Genomic DNA, 21,265 nt, shown 5'->3' on the forward strand with positions numbered 1-21,265 from the left:
TCGCCATTCAAATCATCGTTCAATCTTGCAGTCGGGCAGTGCCTGCTTGAGATTTGCCGCGCCGTTTTCCGTCACCCACGTTCCGCGAATGTCCAGCGACGATAGGCTCTTGAGCACGCCGAGCTTTTCCACTCCGGCGTCGGTGATCTCGGGGCTATCGACGCACAAGACGCTGAGCCGGGCGAGCGCCGCAAGTTGTTCGAGTCCCGCGTCTGATATACGGGTTTCCCGCAGGTCCAGAGTTCGAAGTTGATTGAGTCCGCGAAGGTGCGCGAGTCCGGCGTTGGTGATTGGCGTGTTATACAGGACCAGCGTTTGGAGCTGTGGCAGCGATGTGAGGAATTCCAAGTCCGCGTCGCTGAAACGGGCGCCGATGAGATTCAGCGACTCGAGCCGGTTCAATGCACTGAGATGCTTCAGTCCGGCATTTGAGAATCGGGTGGGCGCCAATTGCAAGAATCTCAACTGGCTGAATTCGCCGATTTGCTCGAGCCCCGCCTCGGTCTGTACGCATGCAGAAATCGGGCTCCGGAAGAAGTCGTCGCCGAGGAGCGCGCGCAGCCAGGCCGGTTGCGGCGGCGGCAGTCGATTCTCGTACGACACCAACCCGCGATCCTTTCGAATTGCATCGACCGCTGCCTGCCAACGTGCCTTTTCCATTTTCGCGCCAAACCAGGCGCACGCGATCGCGAACAGAACGACAAAGATCATCAGCGAGCGCAAGCTGAATTGGAACCAGCGGCGGCGGCGCTTCTTCGCCTCGACCGGCGGATCAACGTCGGCTGGATTCTCGACCATGCCCGCATTGTAGCGGAGGACGCGGGGAATTGCCGCGGCGGACGCACGCGTCACAGGGCTTTTTACTTTTTCACATCACGAGGTTTGGGGCGATCACTTTAGTCACTAGCCCGAAGCGCCAGCGAGGGAATTCCATTTGGAAAGCCAGAACCCTCGCTGGCGCGTCGGGCTAGTATGCGGTTCCCAAATTGAAAAAATGAAAGGCCCTGGCACGCCTCAATACTTACTCGCGTCGATCGTTTCGCCGTCGCTAGAGAGGTTGAGCTTGTCCCAAATGCCGAGGCAGGCGGGGGGAGTGCCGGGGGTGCCCAATTGGACGAAGTCGCTGATGAAGCGCACGCTGCCGTCCGCCAGGCAGACGTTGACGCCGCCGGCGTGCATGCTTTTCGGGCCCTGTTGCCAATTGGGCTCATTCCTCGGCGAGCATGACATGCCCATCCGGATTAGTTGCGTCGCGCCGATTGCCGCCTGCACTTCGGTGCATGCCAAGGGATCGTCGCCCGGCGGCACGTTGCAATTGGGGCCGTTATCGTCCGAGGCATAGCCATAGGCCCAGAGCGCACTCGGGCAGGCGCCGCTCATGGCCCAGATGCCGCGCGTGTCTTGCGCGATGACTCCCGCGCGGATTTCGGCGAGCAAGATCGTGTTGCTCGTGCCGTCGCGGATATCCTCGATCCGCAATGACGTGTTGGCCCCCATGATGCCGCGCAGCCAGCGGCTGCCCCATCCGCCGCCGCTAAAGGTTGTCCCCTGGCCAACGCCAGTGACGCCCACTCTGTCTCCGGGCCCGAGGTACCCCAACGACCCGTTGGCCGCATAATTGGATCGAGCCCAACCATTTCCCAAATTGCTCGTCAAGCCACTGGCCTTGCCGTTAAACGGCATTGCGTTGAATGCGTCGGAGGGACATTGCATGACGGACAACGGAATGGCACGCGGACTGGCGTTCGCCGGATCGGGGATCGGCTTGGTCAGATCAAAGCGGGTCCGCAGAGTCTGCTGCTCGATCTGCGGCAGGATGAGGATGACCCAATTCTCGGCCAGACCCGGATTATCTTCCAGCCCGATGTTGGTGAGGTCAAGCTTGCCATTAACCCTCCAGACGGAGCTGGGAGGGAACCGCTTTTTGGCCGAGTGGAAGTTGGTCAGCGCCAAGCCCAACTGCTTGAGATTGTTGGTGCATTGCACGCGGCGGGCCGCTTCACGAGTCGATTGAACTGCCGGGAGCAATAGCGAAATCAAAATGCCGATGATCGATATGACCACCAGCAGCTCGACGAGCGTAAAGCCGCGGCAGACTGCGTGAAACCGACTACGCTTCAGCAAAGCGGGCATTGAGGATCTCCAAAGTGATCCCAGGAGCCACTGATGGTACCGCGCCGTAAGAGATTTGAACAGCAGTTTTGACAGAGCGGGCCATCCGAAGAAAAGCCCAAAGTGCGATCGCGAATGCCGAGGCCGTGACGGGAAAAAGGACAAAACTGTGGAAAGCCGAACGCCGCCGCGGTATGCTGTCGGCTGGGGCGGCTCCTATTCCAGTCGCCATATCAGCGAGCATCAGATCCATACGGTCAGGAGAGCGGAGATGTCGAACAGCGCAACTCGCGTTCACCGGCGGCGGTTTTTGAAGACTGCGCTGTCAGCCGGCGCGGCCGTGATGGCGCCCACGATCATCCCCAGTTCGGCCTTGGGCAAGGACGGCGCGGTTGCCCCCAGCGAGCGGATCGTGGTCGGAGGGATCGGCATTGGAAATCGCGGGAGCTACGACCTCGGTTGCTTCCTCGAGCAAAAGGACGTGCAATTCGTCGCCGTCTGTGATGTGAAAGCCGCTCGCCGCGACGCGGTCAAGAAAATGGTCGATCAACGGTATGGCTACCTGGACTGCGACAGGTATCGCGACTTTCGCGAACTGCTCGACCGCTCCGACATCGACGCGGTGCTGATCGCCACGGGTCCGAACTGGCACGCCACGGCCGCGGTCGCGGCGGCGAAGGCCGCCAAAGACATCTATTGCGAGAAACCTTGCACGAAAAACATCGCCCAGAGCCTGACGCTGGCTGAAACGATCCGCCGCACAGGTCGCGTCTTTCAGGCCGGCACGCAGCGGCGGAATCTGCCACACTTCGCGTTTGCTTGCGAGCTGGCGCGCAGCGGGAAGCTCGGCAAGCTCAAAACGGTTTATGCGCATCCGGCCGGGATGACGGCTAAGATGAGCGGTTGGCTGAGTCCGGAGCCCGAGCCGCCCAAGGAAACGGTCGATTGGGATATGTACCTCGGCCCTGCGGCATGGCGGCCGTTCAACAAGCAGCTTCTCGACGGCTTCAATTTCGAAAAAGGGGGCGGGCTTGTTGGCGGCGGAGTGCTGGAATGGGGTTCCCATTGCGTGGACCTCTGCCAATGGGCCGTGGGGGCCGATGGCACGGCCCCGATCGAGTACAACCCGCCGAAGGATGGCCGCCTGATCGCGCGCTACGAAAACGGAGTCGAGTTGATTTTGCGCGAGACCGGCTGGCTCCCTCTGGGCTCGTGTCCGGTGCGGTTCGAGGGGGAGACGGGGTGGGTCGAAGCGGGCGACAGCGGCAAGCTCGTTTTAAGTTCGCCGGAGCTGCTCGCCGGAAGGACCGTGGCGGAGATCGGCGGCTACCCGGCGACATTCCACGTTCGCGACTTCCTCGACTGTGTGAAATCGCGGAGCCAGCCGAAGGCCAACGCCGAGGCAGCCTGCTACTCGCATATCACCTGCCACGCGGCGAATATCGCCCTCGCGCTCGGGCGCAAGCTGACATTCGATCCGCGGAAGCACGAGTTCATTGGCGACGAGCAAGCCAACCGTTTGCGATCGGAGGCGCTCCGAGAACCATGGCGATTGTAAAACGGTTCATCGACCAAGAGGAACGCAATATGACAAGGCCCAACCGCTCCATTGGCTGCGCCGCGTTGCTCGCAATCTTGGTTTCGCTGGCCAGCGTTTCGGCCCGGGCCGGCGAGGATCAAAGCGCATCGAAAGAAACAGAGCGGAAGCTGATCGAAACCCTTCGATCGAGTTCGCCTGCGGAGAAAGCCATCGCCTGCAAGCAACTGGCCATTCACGGCACGGCGGACGCGGTCCCCGAATTGGCGGGGCTGTTGGCCGACGAACAGCTTGCCTCTTGGGCGCGGATCGCGCTCGAGGCCATTCCAGACGCGGCGGCCAATGAAGCGCTGCGCAAGGCCACGCAGTCGCTGAAGGGCCGGCTGCTGATTGGCGTCATCAATTCGATCGGCGTCCGCCGCGATGCCGGGGCGGTCGATCAATTGACAGTTCACTTGCAAGATCAGGACGCCGCCGTCGCTGCGGCTGCGGCCGTGGCGCTGGGTCACATCGGCAATGCCTCGGCGACCAAGACGCTCCGGCAGGCGTTGCCCACCGCGGCCGCAGGCGCGCTCCGCTCGGCCGTTGCCGAAGGTTGTATTCTGTGTGCGGAACGGCGCATGGCCGAAGGAAAGATGAAGGAGGCCGCCGAGATTTACGACGAAGTCCGCCGGGCGGACGTTCCCAAGCCGAGGATTCTCGAGGCGACCCGCGGCGCGATTCTCGCTCGAGCGTCGGATGGTATCCCGCTGTTGATTGAGCAACTTAACTCGCCCGACAAGAGATTGTTCCAAATTGGCCTGAGCGCCGCCCGAGAGCTTGGCGGGCATGACGTGGCCGAAGCCCTCGCCGCGGAGCTATCGCGCACGACGCCGGAGCGGGCGGCGCTCTTGCTTCGTGCCTTGGCGGATCGCAACGAGCGCGTCGTCCCGTCCGCGGTGCTGGCAGCCGCCAAACGCGGCCCGAAATTGGTCCGCGTCGCGGCGATCGGCTTTCTCGGACGATCGGCAGACGCCTCCAGCCTGTCTGCACTATTGGAGATCGCGGGCGAAGCCGACGACGAATTGGCGCAGGCGGCGAAAACGTCGCTGGCAAGCCTGCCTGGCGAGAAAGTCGATGCCGCGATCGCAGAGCGTCTTGCGAAAGCGGACGAGAAAACCCTGCCCGTTCTCATCGAACTCATCGGGCAACGGCGAATCGACGCGACGGAAGCGTTGGTGAGATTGCTCGACCACCCGAACCCGGCGATCCGCCGCGCCGCGCTGACCGCATTGGGCGAGACGATCGGGCCCAAGCGGCTTTCCGTGCTCATCTCGCAGGTGGTTGCGCCCAAGAATCCGGTGGATGCGGAAGTGGCCCAGCGAGCGCTTGGCGCGGCCTGTGTTCGCATGCCCGATCGCGACGCATGCGCGGCGGAACTCGCGGCGGCGATGCCCCGCGCGTCGGCTTCAACGAAGGTAAGGCTCCTAGAAATCTTGGGCGCCGTGGGAGGAGCGACGGCGCTGGAAACGATTGCCGCCGCGGTGAAGGGCAACGATCCGGACCTCACCGACACCGGCAGCCGTTTGTTGGGGGAGTGGATGACCGTGGACGCCGCGCCGGTCTTGTTGGATCTCGCAAAACACTCGCCGAACGAAAAATACAAGTCGCGCGCGATGCGCGGCTATATCCGGCTGGCCCGCCAATTCGTGATGCCCGACCGGCAACGAGCCGAGATGTGCGCGGCCGCGCTGGAGGCCACCGACCGACCGGCCGAACAAAAATTGGTGCTCGCGGTGCTCGAGCGTTATCCGAGCGACGCGACCCTGCGCGTGGCCGCCAAGGCGACGGAGACGCCGGCGCTGAAGGAGGACGCCAAGCGAGCGGTGCTGGCCATCTCCCAAAAGCTGCCTGGCGGTTCGCCCGACGTAGGGAAATTGCTGTCTCAAGTCGGCGCGGAGACGCTGAAAATTGAGATAATCAAGGCCGAGTATGGCGCCGGGACAACGCAGAAAGACGTGACCGACGCGATCAAGCGGCAGGTTCGCGGCCTGTCTCTGATCGGCTTGTCGGCGGCGACCTACAACGAGAGCTTCGGCGGCGATCCGGTGCCCGGAATCCCAAAACAACTAAAGATCCAATACCGGATCAACGGCAAGTCAGGCGAGGCCTCGTTTGCTGAGAACGCCGTCATCATGCTGCCCGTGCCGAAGTGATCGTCTTCACAAGAAATGCATCACGGCGTCGCATCCCTGCTCGCCGTTTCTGCTTTTGAAGTAAACCGTGACATCGCCATCGGAACTCACTTCGATCGGACGAGCGCCCCAGAGATACGCCGATTTGGCGGCCGTTTTTCTGGCGCCCATTTGGTTGCCGACGCCAGGATGAGAACGGATCAAGGCCCCGGTGGCGAGAAGGTTTTCGTCATCGAAGACTACCGCCCCGTCGATGCAGGCCAGTTCGATCAATTGCCTCTTTCGCTTGAGCGAACCGGCCTTCTTTCCGATGGCGATATCGTTGATCGAGCCCCCGATCAGGGTCTGACCGCATTCGGCCCTTCGCTTCGCGCGGCGGTTCTGATCGTCGTCCGGGCGCATGATGCTTTCCCGGTTGAGAATTCGGTCCTGAATCCGATGCTCGGGGTCGTAAATCAATAGCGCTCCCTGCCGCCGGAAGCTCAGATCGAACATCACCTCCAAGAGATTGGCGCCGACATGCGGGCTGCCCAGGCAATAGGCGAGACTGTTCTTGAAGGTCCGAACGTCGTAGATGTTCCATCGTCGCTTTCTTTTCGTGGCCAGGACCCCCGCCTTGCTCATGATGACCAAATCACCACGCGGCGTAAGGTGGGCCACGAAATCCGCGTCCGTGAGGACGCTGTGGATCGGGTGCAGGAATTCCGGATAGAACTTGCAGGACTTGGCGTTGTTGACCTGCGACCATTCGACCGAGCCGTATTGAATCAATTGAAGATCGGGATCGACGGCCAGATACGTGAACGTGAAGGGAGACGATGCGAGCCGATCGAAGAATTTCTGCAAATGAGGTTGGGTGACGTCTCCCTGCCCCGCGCCGGGACGAATGACCAGCGTCAGAGCGACCGGCAGGTTTTCGTTGGTGCGCCGCGAGACCGTCTCGAGGTACTTGATGAGCCGCACCCAATCCGGTTCCTGCGAGTGCATGCGCAGCCACTCGACAACGAAGCCCTCGAGAAGAATATCGGTGAGGCCGGGATACTCGATAAATCGATCCAGAGGGAGTTGTCGGGTCCGAGTCGAGATCGCCGCCAGCAATGCCCTGAGATTCGGCGCGAGCTTGGAGTGATTGTGGAATCCGGCCGATGACTCTCCGATCGGTATGGAATATCTCGCCGGACCGCAATGGGCCTCATACCAATGCGGAACCAGGCGGATGATTTCCCGGCCAATCTCGGTCTCGGTTACCGCTCGCAGAATATCTGGCGGAGTCATGCGGCGGATGATACCGAAGATACGCCGCCTGCCCAATAGGTCTTGCTTGCCAGCAGGCGATCGCGACACCCGCAGACAATCGATGGTTGCGGGAAAGCCCGCCCTCACGCGATTTCCGCCTCCACCAACTCGTTATCGAGTCGGCTCGAACGATAATCGAGAGAGAAACATTCGTGGCCGACGCACTATTGGACACTTCCGCGAAGCGACTCGCTCCGACGTCTTGTTCCGCAGTCAGAGGATTGCCCGATGCGTCGGAAGGAGCGATCGTCACGACCGCCGGGGCGCTGGCCGTGCCGCCGATCACCAATGCGCCGAGAACGATGTGATTGGCCGTGAAATTTCCGCCCGAATTGACGATCAGGCTACCGCTGCCGTCGATGCCGCCGACGACCTGATTGACGCCGGAGGCCAGTTCTCCGGCGCCGCCAGCGCCAATCGTCAAGTTCGTGCCCGTCGGCAAGGCGCCGGCATTCGCCAAGATCAGCGTGCCGCCGTTGATCACCGTTCCTCCGGCATAGGAATTGGATCCCGATAGCGTTATCGTGCCATTGGTGCTCTTCGTCAGGCCGCCGGGGCCAGACAGGTTGGCGCTCACTGTGCCGCCGTTGAGTTGAAACGCAGCGGCGCTGACGCTGCCGCCGATGATGCTGCCGCCCGTATCGAGGGTCAGAGTTCCTCCGGACGAAAACATTCCGCCGGGAATCACGTTGAGCACACCGCTCGCCGTCACACTGACATTGGTCGTCACCGCCAGGCTGGCGCCAGCGCCGACGGCCACTTGTCCACCGCCGCTGATCGCCAGCGAGTAAGCCGCTTGAGCCGACGTAACTTGCACGATATTGGCCGTGTCGATAATCGCGTTGGCCGTATTATCGGGATAGGGCAAACTCGCGCCGGACCATTGCGGATCGGTCCAATTACCGTTCGAGATCCCTTTCCAGGTAAGCGTGGCGGAGCCGGGAGCGAAGGTAAATCGGTCGGCGGACGTAGTGGCCGACGTTCCGTAGCCGAAAATCGGTTTGGTGACGTTGGCGTTGGGGTTGCTGCTGATGTTGTCGGTTTCCTGGATGCCCGACTGGACCGTGATATCGACCATCCCCGAGCCGCTTGGCACGATCGCCTTGATTTGCGAATCGCTCACCACGGTTAAAGAACTTGCAGGCATATTGCCGAACAGCACCGACAAGCGCCCTGCCGCGCCCGAGAAGTTCTGTCCGGTAATCGTGATTGTGCTGCCGGCCAAACCGGTCGTCGCGCTCAGGCCGGTCACGCGGGGCGTCAGGTCCACGACCTCGAAGTCGCCTGCGTTTAGCGCCTTCAGTCCGTTCGAGGCGAAGATGTCGTTCAGATTCCAGGTCAACTTGGTGTTGGGGGAATCCACATTGTCTATTGTCGCGGAGGCGCCCGTGACGTACATCGCGGTGCCGATATCCGCGACGATCAGACCATACTGCTGCATGGCGCGAGCAATGATTTGGGATTCCGGAGGCATGTTGCCGATCAGCATGTTGACGGCCGTCGTGTTCGCCAGCCGCAGCCGCGCTCCGAACGGCAGCTTGTCGGACGCTTGCGAGTCACTGACCATGTGGGAGGCAGGATAGATGTACTGCGGGTTGACCACACTGCTCGGCAGCGTGAGGCGCAGGGCGTGATTGATGACACCTTGCCCTCCCTCGGAAACCGTCAGCCCCTCGTCGGGCCGAGCCAGACCGGCCAGGATCGACAATCCGGCCGCGTCGGCCGAAGTGGCGCCGAGCGTGCGGAACTCGTCGGTCTTCATGTTCCAAACAGTTTCCTGCGCCGCGTGCCAGGCGGTATCCGTCTTGGTCAATTCCACATTATGGTTGTTCGGGAACAAGGTGGGGTCATTCGGCCGCGACACACCGTATAGTTCATAGGCCACGTTGTTATCTTCATCGAAGACGATCAGGTGCGAATCGCCGCGCTGGTTGGTGCCGTAGCCGCCCCCGTTGAGGTTCGGTCCGTTTTGGTAATCCCCTTCGAGGACCGCGTTCGGCGGGATCGGGACCGGAACGATGTCGCTCTCGCCCGGATAATTGTCGATCTGGACGTTGATCGTCGGCGTGCTGTTGCCGTGAATGATATTGAACGGAATCCCATATAGCGGGCTGGTGCCGTTGACCGGATCGTCCGCGCCCCAATCGGGATGAATATGGACCGTAGCGCCGATATTCGCGATAACGGCCGACGAGTTGGCCGCCACGGGCGCGGCGCTGATATTCTGGTTCCATGCATTATCCGCGGGAAAGAGTTGCAGACCCTGGAGCGAAAGCGCCATCCGCTCTTCCAGCACTTCCACCTGGCAGCGGCACCGCCGTGGCCGACGACTTGCGTTGCAAGCGCGCCTCGCGGAACGAACCGAGAACAAACTGCGCAGAAACCGGATCCACATGGGAGCCTCCTCTCTGGGCAGCTTGATTATATCTACCGGGCGCGATACGCAGTAATCGCCCGCGCGAGCGAGATGGTCGGCTGCCCTGATGCCGCCGGACGACAGCGACCTCGGTCGGACATTTGGAGACGCCCGTGAGTATTAGGGCCGCTTCAACGCTGTGAGTGTCTCGGCCAGGCACTCGACGAGAAAGTCGACGTCGTCCTTGGTGAGGCACATCGGCGGCTTGATGCGCAGTACGTTCCCATATAGCCCTCCCTTGCCCAACAGTAAGCCACGCTCTTTGCAGTGTTCCAGCAGGTCGGCGGTTTCGGTGGTTGCCGGCTCTTTGGATTCGCGATCGCGCACCAGCTCGACTCCCAGCATCAATCCCATCCCGCGCACGTCACCCACCAATGGCTGGCGCTGCTGTAGATCGAGTAGCCGGTCCTTGAGATAGCCGCCCACGACGCGGGCGTTTTCCTGGATGTTCTCGCGATCGATCACTTCCAGCGTGGCCAGGCCCTGCGTCATCGAGATTGGATTGCCGCCGAACGTGTTGAAATGGACGCGGTTGGTCGTCGTGTGGGCGATCTCGGCGCGGGTGACACAAGCCCCCAGCGGCGCGCCGTTGCCGATGCCCTTGGCCATGGTCACCAGATCGGGTGTCACGCCCCAATTCTCGAATCCCCAGAAGTGCGTGCCCGTGCGTCCGAAGCCGGTTTGCACTTCGTCGGCGATGCACAATCCGCCATGACGACGGACGATGTCGTAGATAATCTGAAAGTATTCCGGCGGCGGCGTCACGGTGCCGCCAACGCCCTGGATCGGCTCGGCGATGAAGCACGCTGGATTGCCCGAAGTTTCGTAGCGAATCAAGGGCTCGATGTCGCGCGCGCAGCGGATATCGCAGGTGGGATAGGTCAGACCGTAGGGACAGCGGTAGCAATAGCCGGGCGTGGCATTCTTGACAGTCGTGGGCGGATTGCTGGGAAACTTCCAAGTGCCAACGGCCGTCAGCGCCATCGTGCCTTGGGTGCCGCCGTGATAGCCGTTGCGCAGCGAGATGATCTCGGAGCGACCGGTGAACTCGCGCGACATCAGGATCGCCAATTCGTTGGCTTCGCTGCCGGAGTTGGTGAAATAGGAAAGGTTCAGCTCAGAATCAGCCGGCATGTGCTCGGCCAGTTTTTTGCCCAACAGCCCGATCGTCGGGTGAAGGTAAATCGTCGTGGCGTGCTGCAGCTTGCCTGCCTGCTCGCGCACCTTTTCGACGATGTACGGATGACAATGCCCGACCGAGACGGTGACGATTCCCGCGATGGCGTCGAGATAGCGCCGCCCGCGCTCGTCCCAGACGTACTGCATGTGCCCTTCGACGACCATCAGCGGGTCGCGATAATAAGTGATCAGTCCGGGCGTGAGATATTTTCGGCGCAGGGCCATCACCTCGTCTCGACTGGGGCCGTCGTAGGGCGCCGGCGCGTGATCACAGATTGGAAGCCGCGGGGTTTGAGGTTTTGCAGTGGCGGCCACGGTTGTGTCTCCAGCGTTCAAAGTTGACGCGTTCAGCGCGATGGTTCCGCCTACGCCTCGCCCTGTTTTGGTTTCCAGATTGGGTCGGCGTGCGATTCTTTGGCCGAGCGAAACCAGCGCGTCATGGTTAGCTTCTGCTGCGTGTAAAACTGCACTCCTTCGGTCCCCTGGATGTGCAAATCGCCGAAGAACGACTTGTTCCAACCGGTGAAGGGAAACCAGGCCATCGGCGCCGGGACGCCCACGTTGATGCCGATCATGCCGGCGTTGAAACGGCGCTGAAACTCCCGCGCGGCATAACCGCTTTGGGTGAAAATGCAGGCCCCGTTGCCATACTCGCAGTCCTGGCCAAGGGCCAACGCCTCGTCGAGATCATCGGCGCGCATTACCGACAGCACGGGGCCGAACACCTCCTCGCGCGCCAGGCGCATGTCCGAGCGCACGCGGTCGACCACGCTCGGGCCGAGCAGAAAGCCGTCGCGGGGCAGGTCGAACGAACGGCCGTCGAGCGCCACCTCGGCGCCTTCGCTGCGCGCGACGTCCAGATAGCTCGCCACGCGGTCGCGATGCGCGGCGTTGATCAGGGGGCCCATGTCGACTTCCGCGCCGCCATCGGTGGCGCCGACCTTCATCCTCTGTCCGGCGCGACACAGGCCCTCGACAACGTCGTCGGCGATGCGCCCGACGGGCACGGCCAGGCTGCCCGCCATGCAGCGCTCGCCGGCGCAGCCGAAAGCCGACGCTTGGATGGCCTTGACGGCCTGTTCGACGTCGGCGTCGGGCATGATGATCAAATGGTTCTTAGCGCCGCCAGCCGCTTGGACCCGCTTGCCATGCGCGGTGCCGGTTTCATAAATGTGACGCGCCACGCTGGTCGAGCCGACAAACGAGATCGCCCGCACCAGCGGATGCGTCAACAGCGCATCGACTGCCGTCTTGTCGCCGTGAACGATATTGAACACGCCCTCGGGCAGACCCGACTCGGCCAACAGCTCGGCGAATTTCATGGCTGAGAGCGGCACCTTTTCCGAAGGTTTGAGCACGAACGTGTTGCCGCAGGTCAGCGCCACCGGAAACATCCACAGCGGAACCATCGAGGGAAAGTTGAACGGCGTGATGCCGACGCACACTCCCACCGGATGCCGATTCGTCTGGCAATCGACGTTGGGCGCAAGATTCTCCAGCGACTGGCCCATCAACAAACTGGGAATGCCACACGAAAACTCGACCATCTCAATCCCGCGCTGCATTTCGGCGCGGGCCTCGGAGATCGTCTTGCCGTGCTCGCGCGTCACCAGGGCGGCCAGTTCCTCGAACCGCGCTTGCAGTCGCTCACGAAAACGAAACATCACCCGGGCGCGCTCGACCGCCGGCGTTTCACTCCACGCTGCTATCGCGGCCGCCGCAGCGAGAACCGCCCGATCAACCTCCTCGGCCGTGCACAGGGGAACGCGGGCTTGCACGAAACCGGTCGACGGATTGAAAACATCTCCGCGACGGTCGCTCGCAGACGGCTCGAAGCAACCGGCAATGTAGACCGGCACATCGATTGGTTGTACCCGATGGTCGGAAACCGGCAATGCCATGTGACGAATTCAATTCGCTGGGAGTGCGTTCGGACCCGATACGAACACCGACACGAGCGCTCGAATCGCGCGAAAAACGGCTTGCTCGCCCTCGACCTTTGCCTATCATGGAATGACGTCGTCCGGGCGATGCGTCCGACGAGAGTGAGTATACGGCCAACGCGATCCAGTTGTCATTAGAACGCCTAGCAAATCCGGCGGGGACCGTCCCCCTTTTGCGCGGGCACCATCGCCGCGATGGTCGGCGGAGCAAAACGGGGACTGTCCCCTTCCCGCGGCCGGATTTGTTAGGCGCTCTTAGGGGAGTGGCGTCATGTCTCGAATTGTGCGCGGCGGCTTGATCCAGGCAACTCTGTGTGAGCCGGCGTCGTCGCCCGTGGCCAAGATCAAGCAGGCGATGATCGATAAGCACGAGGCGCTGATCGCCCAAGCGGCCGCGCGGGGCGCTCAGATCGTGTGCCTGCAAGAGCTGTTTTACGGTCCCTATTTTTGCGCCGAGCAGCAGACCAAGTGGTACGACCTGACGGAGCGTGTGCCGGAAGGGCCGACCACCGAGCGGTTCTGCGAACTTGCGCGTAAGCACGGCATTGTGATTGTGATGCCGATTTATGAAGAAGAGAACACCGGCGTTTACTACAACACGGCGGCCGTGATCGATGCCGACGGCGGCTACCTCGGCAAGTTCCGGAAGATGCACATTCCTCAAGTGCTGCCCGGCTTTTGGGAGAAGTACTACTTCCGTCCGGGAAACCTGGGGTATCCGGTGTTTCGCACCCGCTTCGCCCAGATCGGCGTTTACATTTGCTACGACCGCCATTTTCCAGAGGGGGCCCGCTGCCTGGGTTTGAACGGCGCCGAAATCGTGTTCAATCCGTCGGCCACCGTCGCGGGCCTGTCGGAGTATCTCTGGAAGCTAGAGCAGCCGGCGCACGCGGCGGCCAACGGATACTTCGTGGGCGCGATCAATCGCCCGGGCTGGGAGGAACCCTGGCGTATCGGCGAATTCTATGGCCAAAGCTACTTCTGCGATCCTCGGGGGAAAATCCTAGTCGAGGGAGCGCGAAACACCGACGACATCGTGATCGGGGACCTCGATCTGGATCTGATTCGCGAAGTGCGCAACACCTGGCAGTTCTATCGCGACCGCCGGCCCGAAACTTATGGGGCAATCACCGCTCTTTGACGACGCTGCCTGTTGGAGCTTCAATGCTGATACGGTGGGTGTCATGGCCACTGCCCCCGAGTGGCCATGCGTCGTTGCAACTCATACCCACGCCGAGCCGTGGGCATGGCACCCAACATATCAAAATAGCTTTGAAGCTCGACTAGGACCGTGCCGCCGAACGGCTGAGCTTCATCAGCGCGAAGTAGCTGACAAACGCCACGCCGAAGCTGACGAACCAGGCATAGTCGTAGAGCCTTGACCAGATGCTGCCCACGTCGGCAAGTCCCGCCGTATTGGCAAAGCCTGGTAGACACGGCGCGATGCCCGCCGCCAGCGCCAGCATGGCGCAAGGATTCCAACCGTTGCGATACCAATAGGGACCTTGCCGGCGATAGAGTCCAGGCAAATCGAGCCGCATCCGCCGAATGACGTAGTAGTCGGCGATCAGCACGCCGCCGCAGGCTCCCAATAGCAACGAGTAGCCGATCAACCACCTGTCGATGTACACGCTGGCGTTGGCCAGCAGCCGCCAGGGTTGAATGAGGATTCCTATTAATCCCGTGATCAGGCCGCCGATGCGAAAGGTGATCAGCTTCGGCCGCAGATGGGCGAAGTCGTTCGCCGGTCCGACGACATTGGCGGCAATGTTCGTTGCCAGCGTCGCCAAACCCAGCGAGATCATGGCGATGATCAGCGTGAGCGGGCTGTCGAATCGGGTCAAAAGCTGCACGGGATCCCAAATCGGCTTGCCATAGATCGCGACGGTGGCACTGGTCACGGCGACCCCGATGAACGAGTACAAACCCATCGTCATCGGCAGCCCGAGGGCTTGCCCGAGCACCTGATCGCGCTGCGAATAGGCGTAGCGGCTGAAGTCGGGAATGTTCAGCGAGAGCGTGGCCCAGAAGCTGACGTTGGCCGTGAGCGCCGGAAAGAAGAAGACCCAAAACTGCCCCGCTTTGGGCTGGCCCGCGGCGAATTGCGATGGCTTTGAGAGCATCGGTCCGAACCCGCCGGCCCGATGATAGGCCCAGGCCAGCAACAGCAGCCCCAGCGCGATCAACAGCGGCGCTTTGATATTCAACAATATGCGGATCGACTCCATGCCGCGCCATACCACGAGGATGTTCAAGAGCCAGAACGCGAGAAAGCAGGCGAGCTGCGGAGCTGTGATATCCAAGTAGGCGATCGGCGGATAGGCATGCAGCCCCGGAAACCAAACGCCCAGCAGCGTATAAAGCGCCATGCCGCCGATCCAGGTCTGAATGCCGAACCAGCCGCAGGCCACTAGGGCCCGCATCAAGGCCGGTATGTTCGCGCCGCGGATGCCGAACGCCGCGCGGCAGTACACCGGAAACGGAATCCCATAGCGCGTGCCGGCATGAGCGTTCAAGATCATTGGCACCAGCACGATGCAGTTGCCCAGAAAGATCGTCATTACGGCTTGTCGCCAATCCATGCCCAGCTCAATCAGCGACGAGGCGAGCATGTAGGTCGGAATGCAGGCCGACATGCTGATCCATAGGACGGCCAGATCGCGCACACCCCACTTGCGCCGCGCCCGCGAAACCGGCGCCATGTCCGGGCTGTAGTATTCAGACGAAGAGACGTCTTGCGTAAGTTCGCAGATGTCGCCGTTGACTGGCGCTACTGGCGGATCGCTGTTGGAAGCGTTCGTCGACATTCGTAGCAATATACCCGCCGACGCTCGCGCGGCCAGTCCGGAAATCGGTGCCGAACGGGGCCGCTTGACGATCTCCCTTACGGACGCGACAAATATGGCGTGTCACGGCTGGACGGGCTCCATGAAGAATCGCCGTTGGCACGGACCGCTTCGGCGAGAAACGAGCAATGGCGCTTCTGGTCAAAAACAGCGACATCGTGACCCCCGCCGCGCGGTTTCGCGGCGATATCTGGTGCGAAGGGGAAACCATCACTCGGATCGGCGCCGATCTGACCGCGCCGCCGGGCGCGGAAGTGATCGACGCCCGGGGCAAGCTCGTGTTTCCCGGCTTCATCGACCCACACGTTCACATCTATCTGCCCTTTATGGGCACCTTCGCCAAGGACACGTACGAATCAGCTAGCCGCGCCGCGCTGGTCGGTGGCACAACGACGCTGATCGAGATGGTCTGCCCGGCGCGCAACGACGATCCCTGGGAAGCCTACGAGTTGTGGAAATCGCGGGCGGCCGGGCGCTCGGCTTGCGACTATGCGTTTCACATGGGAGTGACGCGCTGGGACGACAAGACCGCGGAGGTGCTCGGCCGCGTCGTTGGCGACGGCACTGCCTCGTTCAAGGTTTTCTTGGCATACCAGGGCGCGTTCGGCATCGACGATGGCGAGCTGTTTCGCACGTTGGAGCTGGCACGCCGGTTGGGCGTAATCGTAACCGCGCACTGCGAAAATGCGGAGCTGGTGGCGCAGTTGCAGCGGCGCTTGCTGGCCGAGGGCAAGACCGGCCCCGAGTGGCACGAGCCATCGCGTCCCGCCAGGGTTGAAGCCGAAGGCGTACACCATCTAGCGACGTTCGCCGAGCTGACCGGCGCGCACGTCTACGTGGTTCACACCTCGTGCGAAGACGCACTCTTCGCGGCACGTCGCGCGCGAGAGCGAGGCGTCGCCCTGTGGGTGGAAACCGTAATTCCGTACCTCGTGCTCGACAGCACCTATGCCGAGCGCCCGGAGTTCGAAGGGGCCAAGTACGTCATGTCGCCGCCGCTGCGCGACATCCGGCACCAGCGTGTCCTGTGGAATGCTCTGGCCGCCGGCGAGATCGACACAGTTTCCACGGACCACGCCCCCTTCGACTTCCATATACAGAAGGAGATGGGCCGAGGCGACTTCACCAGAATCCCCAACGGCATCCCCAGCGTCCAGGACCGCGTACACCTCCTCTATACGCATGGCGTGGCGACGGGAAAGATTGACCTTCATCGCTTTGCCGACGTGGCCTCGACACAGGCCGCGAAGCTGTTCGGGCTGTTCCCACGCAAGGGCACGATTCAGCCGGGCGCCGATGCCGATCTGGTCATCTTCGATCCGGAACATCGCGGCACCATCTCGGCCGCCACGCAACTGATGAACGTTGACTACAGCGCTTTTGAGGGCTGGCCCATCCAGGGTCGGGTCGAGACGGTCACCGTCCGCGGGCGCGTGCAAGTCCGCGACGGTGTGTTTGTCGGCGCCGGCGGCGACGGACAGATACTGCGACGCGACCCGACTCACGGCGGGTGAACCGGCGTGAAGTCGAAGAAGCCCGGTTCAGCCCCGCGACAGTGCGTCGGTCTGGCGAACGAAGTCGTCGGCTTGCCACTCGTGGTCTGCGCGGATCGGCAGGCCGTCGCTCTTGGCTGTGGCCGCGGCATGAGACGCTTTGCGAGCTTCCGTCTGACGATGCACCAGATCGTAGTGGGTGGTGAAGTATTGCAAGCTGTGTCCGCGAAAATCTGCCAGCGTGCGGAACTGATGGGCGTCCATGAACTCGGCCAGTTCGTCGAGCATCTGCCGGACGCAGCGATAGCCGACTTTCATCACATGCGTGCAGACCTGCACAGTATCGCAGCCCAACAAGATGAACTGCGCGGCGTCGCGCCCCGACTCGATCCCGCCGATCCCCGATAATGTCCGGCCGGGAAATTCGTCGCGGATCAAGCGGGCGACTTCCATGCACATCCGCAGCGCGATGGGCATCACAGCCTTGCAGGAATAACCACCGAGCGTGGTATAGCCCTCGACCGTCGGCTCGGGCCGCAACGTGTCGAGGTTGACGCCGATCACGCTGCGGATCGTGTTGATCGCGCTGATGCCTTGGCAGCCGGCCGCGAGCGCGGCCCGCGAGGGATCCTCGATGTGCGTTACATTGGGCGTCATCTTGGCCCAGACCGGCACCTTGGCCGCGCTCATCACCCAACCGCAGACCTCCTTTAGAATCTCGGGGTTTTCCCCCATCGCCGAACCCATGCGCCGCTCGGGCAGTCCATGTGGGCAGGAGAAGTTGCACTCGAATGCGTCGACGCCCGCCTGCTGGCAGCGCTCAATGATCTCGATCCAGGCGTCCTTGCGGTATTCCTCCATGATGGAGGCGATCAGCACGCGGTCGGGATACTTGTCCTTGACTCTCTTAAACTCATCGAGCCAGACTCCGAAATCGCGATCGCTGATCAGCTCGATGTTTTCCCAGCCGATGATTTCCTTCGACGCCTCCGTGCGCAATCGCGCGTAGCGCGGCTGAACGTTGACCACTTTCGATGCGTCCAGGCTGATGGTCTTGCAAATCACCGCGCCCCAGCCCTCGTCGAAAGCCTTGCCGATCACGTTGGCATTCGTGCCCGGCGGCCCGGAACCGATGACAAGCGGATTCGGAAGCTTTAGTCCATCGACGTTGACGCTGAGGTCGGGCATGGCGCATTCTTGGGGGCAGCGAGAGCGGCGACAAGGGACTCGGCGTCGCCGTGGATCGCCCTAGATAAGTATATCCGCAAGCACTTGTCATGTCTGGGACATACCGATTACGCTGATTTCGGCCGACCTACGCGGCCGTGGACGTATGAACGCCTAACAAATCCGGCGGGGACTGTCCCCCTTTTGCGCGGGCACCATCGCCGCGATGGTCGGCGGAGCAAAACGGCGACTGTCCCCTTCTCCCCGCCGGATTTGTTAGGCGCTCTACGGGCCGCCGTGCCGCCGATGGATTGTTCGCTCATGGGAGGAGTCGTGATGGACCCGTTTCTGCAGGCCGCAATCGACGAAGCTCGGCGCGGACTGTCCGAAGGTGGAATTCCCATCGGATCGGTGCTCGTGATCGACAATCGGATCGTGGGCCGAGGCCACAACCGACGAGTCCAGCGGGGCAGCGCCATCCTGCACGCCGAAATGGATTGCCTGGAAAACTGCGGCCGCCTGTCGTCCAAGGATTATCGCCGCGCCGTCCTCTACTCCACTTTGTCCCCCTGCGATATGTGCAGCGGCACGGCGTTGCTCTATCGCATCCCGAGGATCGTGATCGGCGAGAACCAAACCTTTCAAGGCCCGGAATCGTACCTCCGCACGCGCGGCGTTAAGCTAGAAATCGTGAACGATGCCGAGTGCATCCAACTGATGCGCGAGTTCATCGCCGCCCATCCTGAACTTTGGAACGAAGACATCGGCGAGTAGAGCCGGTGCTCTAAAACATGGACGAAGGTCAATGGGACGCGGTCGTGATCGGCGCGGGGGCAGCCGGGCTTGTGGCCGCGTTTTGCGCCGCCGAGCGCGGCAAGCGAACGCTACTTCTGGAAAAGAACAAACAGGCCGGCATCAAGATCCTGATGTCCGGCGGCACCCGCTGCAACATCACGCAGGCCACGGACAATCGGGGCATCGTCGCGGCCTATGGCCCGCCGGGCAAATTTCTCCATTCGGCACTGGCCGCGCTGAGCGTGCAATCGACCATCGCGATGTTCGAGGCGGAAGGGGTGCTGACCAAAGTCGAGAAAACCGGAAAGGTCTTTCCCGTCAGCAACAAAGCCAGTCACGTGCTGGCCGGGCTCTTGGCGCGGTTCCAGCGCAGCGGGGCCACTCTGGCATTGGCAGAACCCGTTCTGGAGCTGGAGCGGGAAGCCGAGGCATTTCGGCTGCTCACGCCGCGGCGGCCGTTGCAAGCGGCACGCGTGATTCTCACGACGGGCGGACAATCGTATCCGGGCGCGGGAACCACGGGCGACGGCTTTCGCTTCGCAGCGCAGTTTGGGCACACGATTGTTCCGCCGCGTCCGGCCCTTGTCCCGCTGACCACCACCGCGCCTTGGGTCCTCGACCTGCGGGGGGTGACGTTGCCCGACGTCACCTTGCGGATCATGGACGATGGTCGCCGTTTGGCTTGCCGGCGCAGCTCGCTCTTATTCGCGCACTTCGGCCTGACCGGCCCCGCCGCTCTCGACGTGAGCCGAGTCGTATCCGGTCATCCCAGGCCGGCGACGCTCGCCGCGGATGTCGACCTCGTGCCCGACAAGAGCGAATCGCAATTGGTCGAATGGTTGCGACTCGAATCCCTAAGTTCCGGTAAAAAGCAACTGGCGGTCGTCGTCGGCCAGCTCATTCCCCGACGACTCGCGGAAATCGTGTTGCAATTGGCCGCGGTGGCACCCGACCGAAAGGCGGCCGAGCTGAGCAAAGAGGAGCGCAATCGCCTGGTCCGATGGCTCAAGCACTTGACGGTGCCGCTGACGGGGACGCTCGGGTTCAAGAAGGCGGAAGTCACGGCGGGGGGCGTTTCGCTCGATGAAGTCGATTCGCGCACAATGCAGAGCAAGATCGTGCCCCGCCTATTCTTTGCCGGCGAGGTCCTCGACCTCGATGGCCCGATTGGCGGCTACAACTTTCAGTCCGCCTGGAGCACCGGTTGGTTGGCCGGCAGCAGCGTGTAAGGGACTCGTGCACGGTGCGTCTGCGCAAAGCCTTGACGCACCCTACGGCGCTACGGCTGCGGTTTCGCGAAGAAACGATGAACGCCGAAAGTCGTAAGGTGTGTCAAGTCCGCGCGGACGCACCGGCTCAGGTGAAACTCGCGCTACACGTCGCGGCCCAAATCAAGATCTCTGCAGGCCGGAAAAAATTTCTGAAGCGCGGCGGGCAAAGGGGAGTAGAAACTCAAGCGCTCGCCGGTGAGCGGATGGGCAAACGCCAACTTACTCGCGTGCAGCGCCAGCCGCCCACTCGAATTCGATTTCGCACCGTATCGCCGGTCGCCGGCGACCGGACAGCCGAGGTCCGCCAGGTGGACCCGGATTTGATGTTTGCGGCCCGTTTCCAAGCGGACCTCCAAGAGCGACAGATCGCCGCGCGTTTGCAGCAGGCGGTAATGCGTAATCGCCTTTCGACCGCCGGGCGTCAGATGGTCGTTGCTGAAAACTTGCAGGGCCTTGGTCTCGGTCAGATAGCTGGCGATCGTTCCGCGCTCGCGCTGGGGGCGTCCATTCACGATCGCCTGGTAGGTTTTTTCCACCTCCGTCCAATTGGCCTGCAACAGACTTTGCGCCCGCTCGGTTTTGACGAACAGCACCAAGCCCGACGTCTCTCGATCGAGTCGATGCACGACGATGGCGCGATCGGGTTCGGCCGCGTGTCGGCCAAGCAAGAATTCGTTCAACCGAAAGAAGAGCGTGTCGGTCCCGCTGTCGCCCGTCGCCACGGTCAACAGCCCGGCAGGCTTTTCGACCACGATCAACGCGGCATCTTCATGAACCACGTGAATCCGGGCAAATTCCAAGCGGCCGGCGGCGGCGGCAGTTCGAGCGTCGCTCACCAGCACCTCGTCGCCGATTGCCAGCGGATGGTCAAACTGCCGGACCGTCGAACCGTTGACCGCGACTGCGCCGAATTTGAGGAGATTCTTGACCGCGCGACGATTCAGCCCCAGCGCGCCCAGCAGGTACGCGATCAGCGGCTCGCCATGACTAACGGTCGCCCTCCGAAGAATGGTCAATGCGAACTCAGCTTTCAACT

Annotated in this window: 15 protein-coding genes; 6 read left to right on the forward strand and 9 right to left on the reverse strand. The window is 62.1% G+C overall.

What is annotated here, in order from left to right:
* Positions 1–12 precede the first annotated feature (12 nt).
* Together VGY55_12420 and VGY55_12425 are read right to left on the reverse strand one after the other, a co-directional pair.
* The gene (locus VGY55_12420; GenBank protein HEV2970767.1) at positions 13–852 is read right to left on the reverse strand and encodes a hypothetical protein; all 840 of its coding nucleotides are present in this window, start codon (positions 850–852) and stop codon (positions 13–15) included.
* Between the two features lie 162 nt (positions 853–1,014).
* Positions 1,015–2,133 carry a DUF1559 domain-containing protein gene (locus VGY55_12425; GenBank protein ID HEV2970768.1) on the reverse strand — a complete coding sequence of 373 codons (1,119 nt, stop codon included), beginning with the start codon at positions 2,131–2,133 and terminating at the stop codon, positions 1,015–1,017.
* Positions 2,134–2,281: 148 nt separating this feature from the next.
* On the opposite strand from VGY55_12425, the gene VGY55_12430 reads away from it, so the two are divergent.
* Positions 2,282–3,670 (forward strand): Gfo/Idh/MocA family oxidoreductase, encoded by a 1,389-nt coding sequence (locus VGY55_12430; protein HEV2970769.1) that lies wholly within the window; start codon positions 2,282–2,284, stop codon positions 3,668–3,670.
* Positions 3,671–3,699: 29 nt separating this feature from the next.
* Positions 3,700–5,844: a HEAT repeat domain-containing protein gene (locus tag VGY55_12435; protein HEV2970770.1), complete on the forward strand. Its 2,145-nt coding sequence runs from the start codon at positions 3,700–3,702 to the stop codon at positions 5,842–5,844.
* A gap of 6 nt (positions 5,845–5,850) precedes the next feature.
* Here the strand turns inward: VGY55_12435 and VGY55_12440 are convergent, their stop codons facing one another.
* From VGY55_12440 to VGY55_12455, 4 genes are all read right to left on the reverse strand, one after another.
* A complete protein-coding gene (locus VGY55_12440; protein HEV2970771.1) occupies positions 5,851–7,098 on the reverse strand; it encodes a hypothetical protein in 1,248 nt (415 codons plus the stop codon).
* Entirely contained in the window at positions 7,016–9,400 is a 2,385-nt protein-coding gene (locus VGY55_12445; GenBank protein HEV2970772.1) for an IPT/TIG domain-containing protein, read from the reverse strand. Before VGY55_12445 ends, VGY55_12440 begins: the two co-directional genes overlap by 83 nt.
* A gap of 255 nt (positions 9,401–9,655) precedes the next feature.
* Positions 9,656–11,029, reverse strand: coding sequence for an aspartate aminotransferase family protein (locus tag VGY55_12450; protein ID HEV2970773.1), 1,374 nt, complete (start codon positions 11,027–11,029; stop codon positions 9,656–9,658).
* 50 nt (positions 11,030–11,079) lie between these two features.
* Positions 11,080–12,615, reverse strand: a complete 1,536-nt coding sequence (locus VGY55_12455) for a CoA-acylating methylmalonate-semialdehyde dehydrogenase (GenBank protein ID HEV2970774.1) — start codon at positions 12,613–12,615, stop codon at positions 11,080–11,082.
* 313 nt (positions 12,616–12,928) lie between these two features.
* On the opposite strand from VGY55_12455, the gene VGY55_12460 reads away from it, so the two are divergent.
* Complete coding sequence (locus tag VGY55_12460; protein HEV2970775.1) at positions 12,929–13,798, forward strand: nitrilase-related carbon-nitrogen hydrolase; 870 nt, start codon at positions 12,929–12,931, stop codon at positions 13,796–13,798.
* 142 nt (positions 13,799–13,940) lie between these two features.
* Here VGY55_12460 and VGY55_12465 read toward each other — a convergent pair whose 3' ends face one another.
* On the reverse strand, positions 13,941–15,464 hold the full coding sequence (locus VGY55_12465; protein ID HEV2970776.1) for an NCS1 family nucleobase:cation symporter-1: 1,524 nt from the start codon (positions 15,462–15,464) through the stop codon (positions 13,941–13,943).
* A 167-nt stretch (positions 15,465–15,631) separates the two neighbouring features.
* On the opposite strand from VGY55_12465, the gene hydA reads away from it, so the two are divergent.
* On the forward strand, positions 15,632–17,017 hold the full coding sequence (gene hydA, locus VGY55_12470; protein HEV2970777.1) for a dihydropyrimidinase: 1,386 nt from the start codon (positions 15,632–15,634) through the stop codon (positions 17,015–17,017).
* A gap of 27 nt (positions 17,018–17,044) precedes the next feature.
* On the opposite strand, the gene preA is transcribed toward hydA, so the two are convergent.
* Entirely contained in the window at positions 17,045–18,184 is a 1,140-nt protein-coding gene (gene preA, locus VGY55_12475; protein HEV2970778.1) for an NAD-dependent dihydropyrimidine dehydrogenase subunit PreA, read from the reverse strand.
* A 315-nt stretch (positions 18,185–18,499) separates the two neighbouring features.
* On the opposite strand from preA, the gene VGY55_12480 reads away from it, so the two are divergent.
* Both VGY55_12480 and VGY55_12485 read left to right on the forward strand, forming a co-directional pair.
* Positions 18,500–18,937, forward strand: coding sequence for a nucleoside deaminase (locus VGY55_12480; protein HEV2970779.1), 438 nt, complete (start codon positions 18,500–18,502; stop codon positions 18,935–18,937).
* A 17-nt stretch (positions 18,938–18,954) separates the two neighbouring features.
* Complete coding sequence (locus VGY55_12485) at positions 18,955–20,187, forward strand: NAD(P)/FAD-dependent oxidoreductase (GenBank protein ID HEV2970780.1); 1,233 nt, start codon at positions 18,955–18,957, stop codon at positions 20,185–20,187.
* 143 nt (positions 20,188–20,330) lie between these two features.
* On the opposite strand, the gene VGY55_12490 is transcribed toward VGY55_12485, so the two are convergent.
* Complete coding sequence (locus VGY55_12490) at positions 20,331–21,245, reverse strand: RluA family pseudouridine synthase (GenBank protein HEV2970781.1); 915 nt, start codon at positions 21,243–21,245, stop codon at positions 20,331–20,333.
* Between the last annotated feature and the right edge of the window lie 20 nt (positions 21,246–21,265).

The sequence above is a fragment of the Pirellulales bacterium genome, from assembly GCA_035939775.1.
Classification (GTDB): Bacteria; Planctomycetota; Planctomycetia; order Pirellulales; family DATAWG01; genus DASZFO01.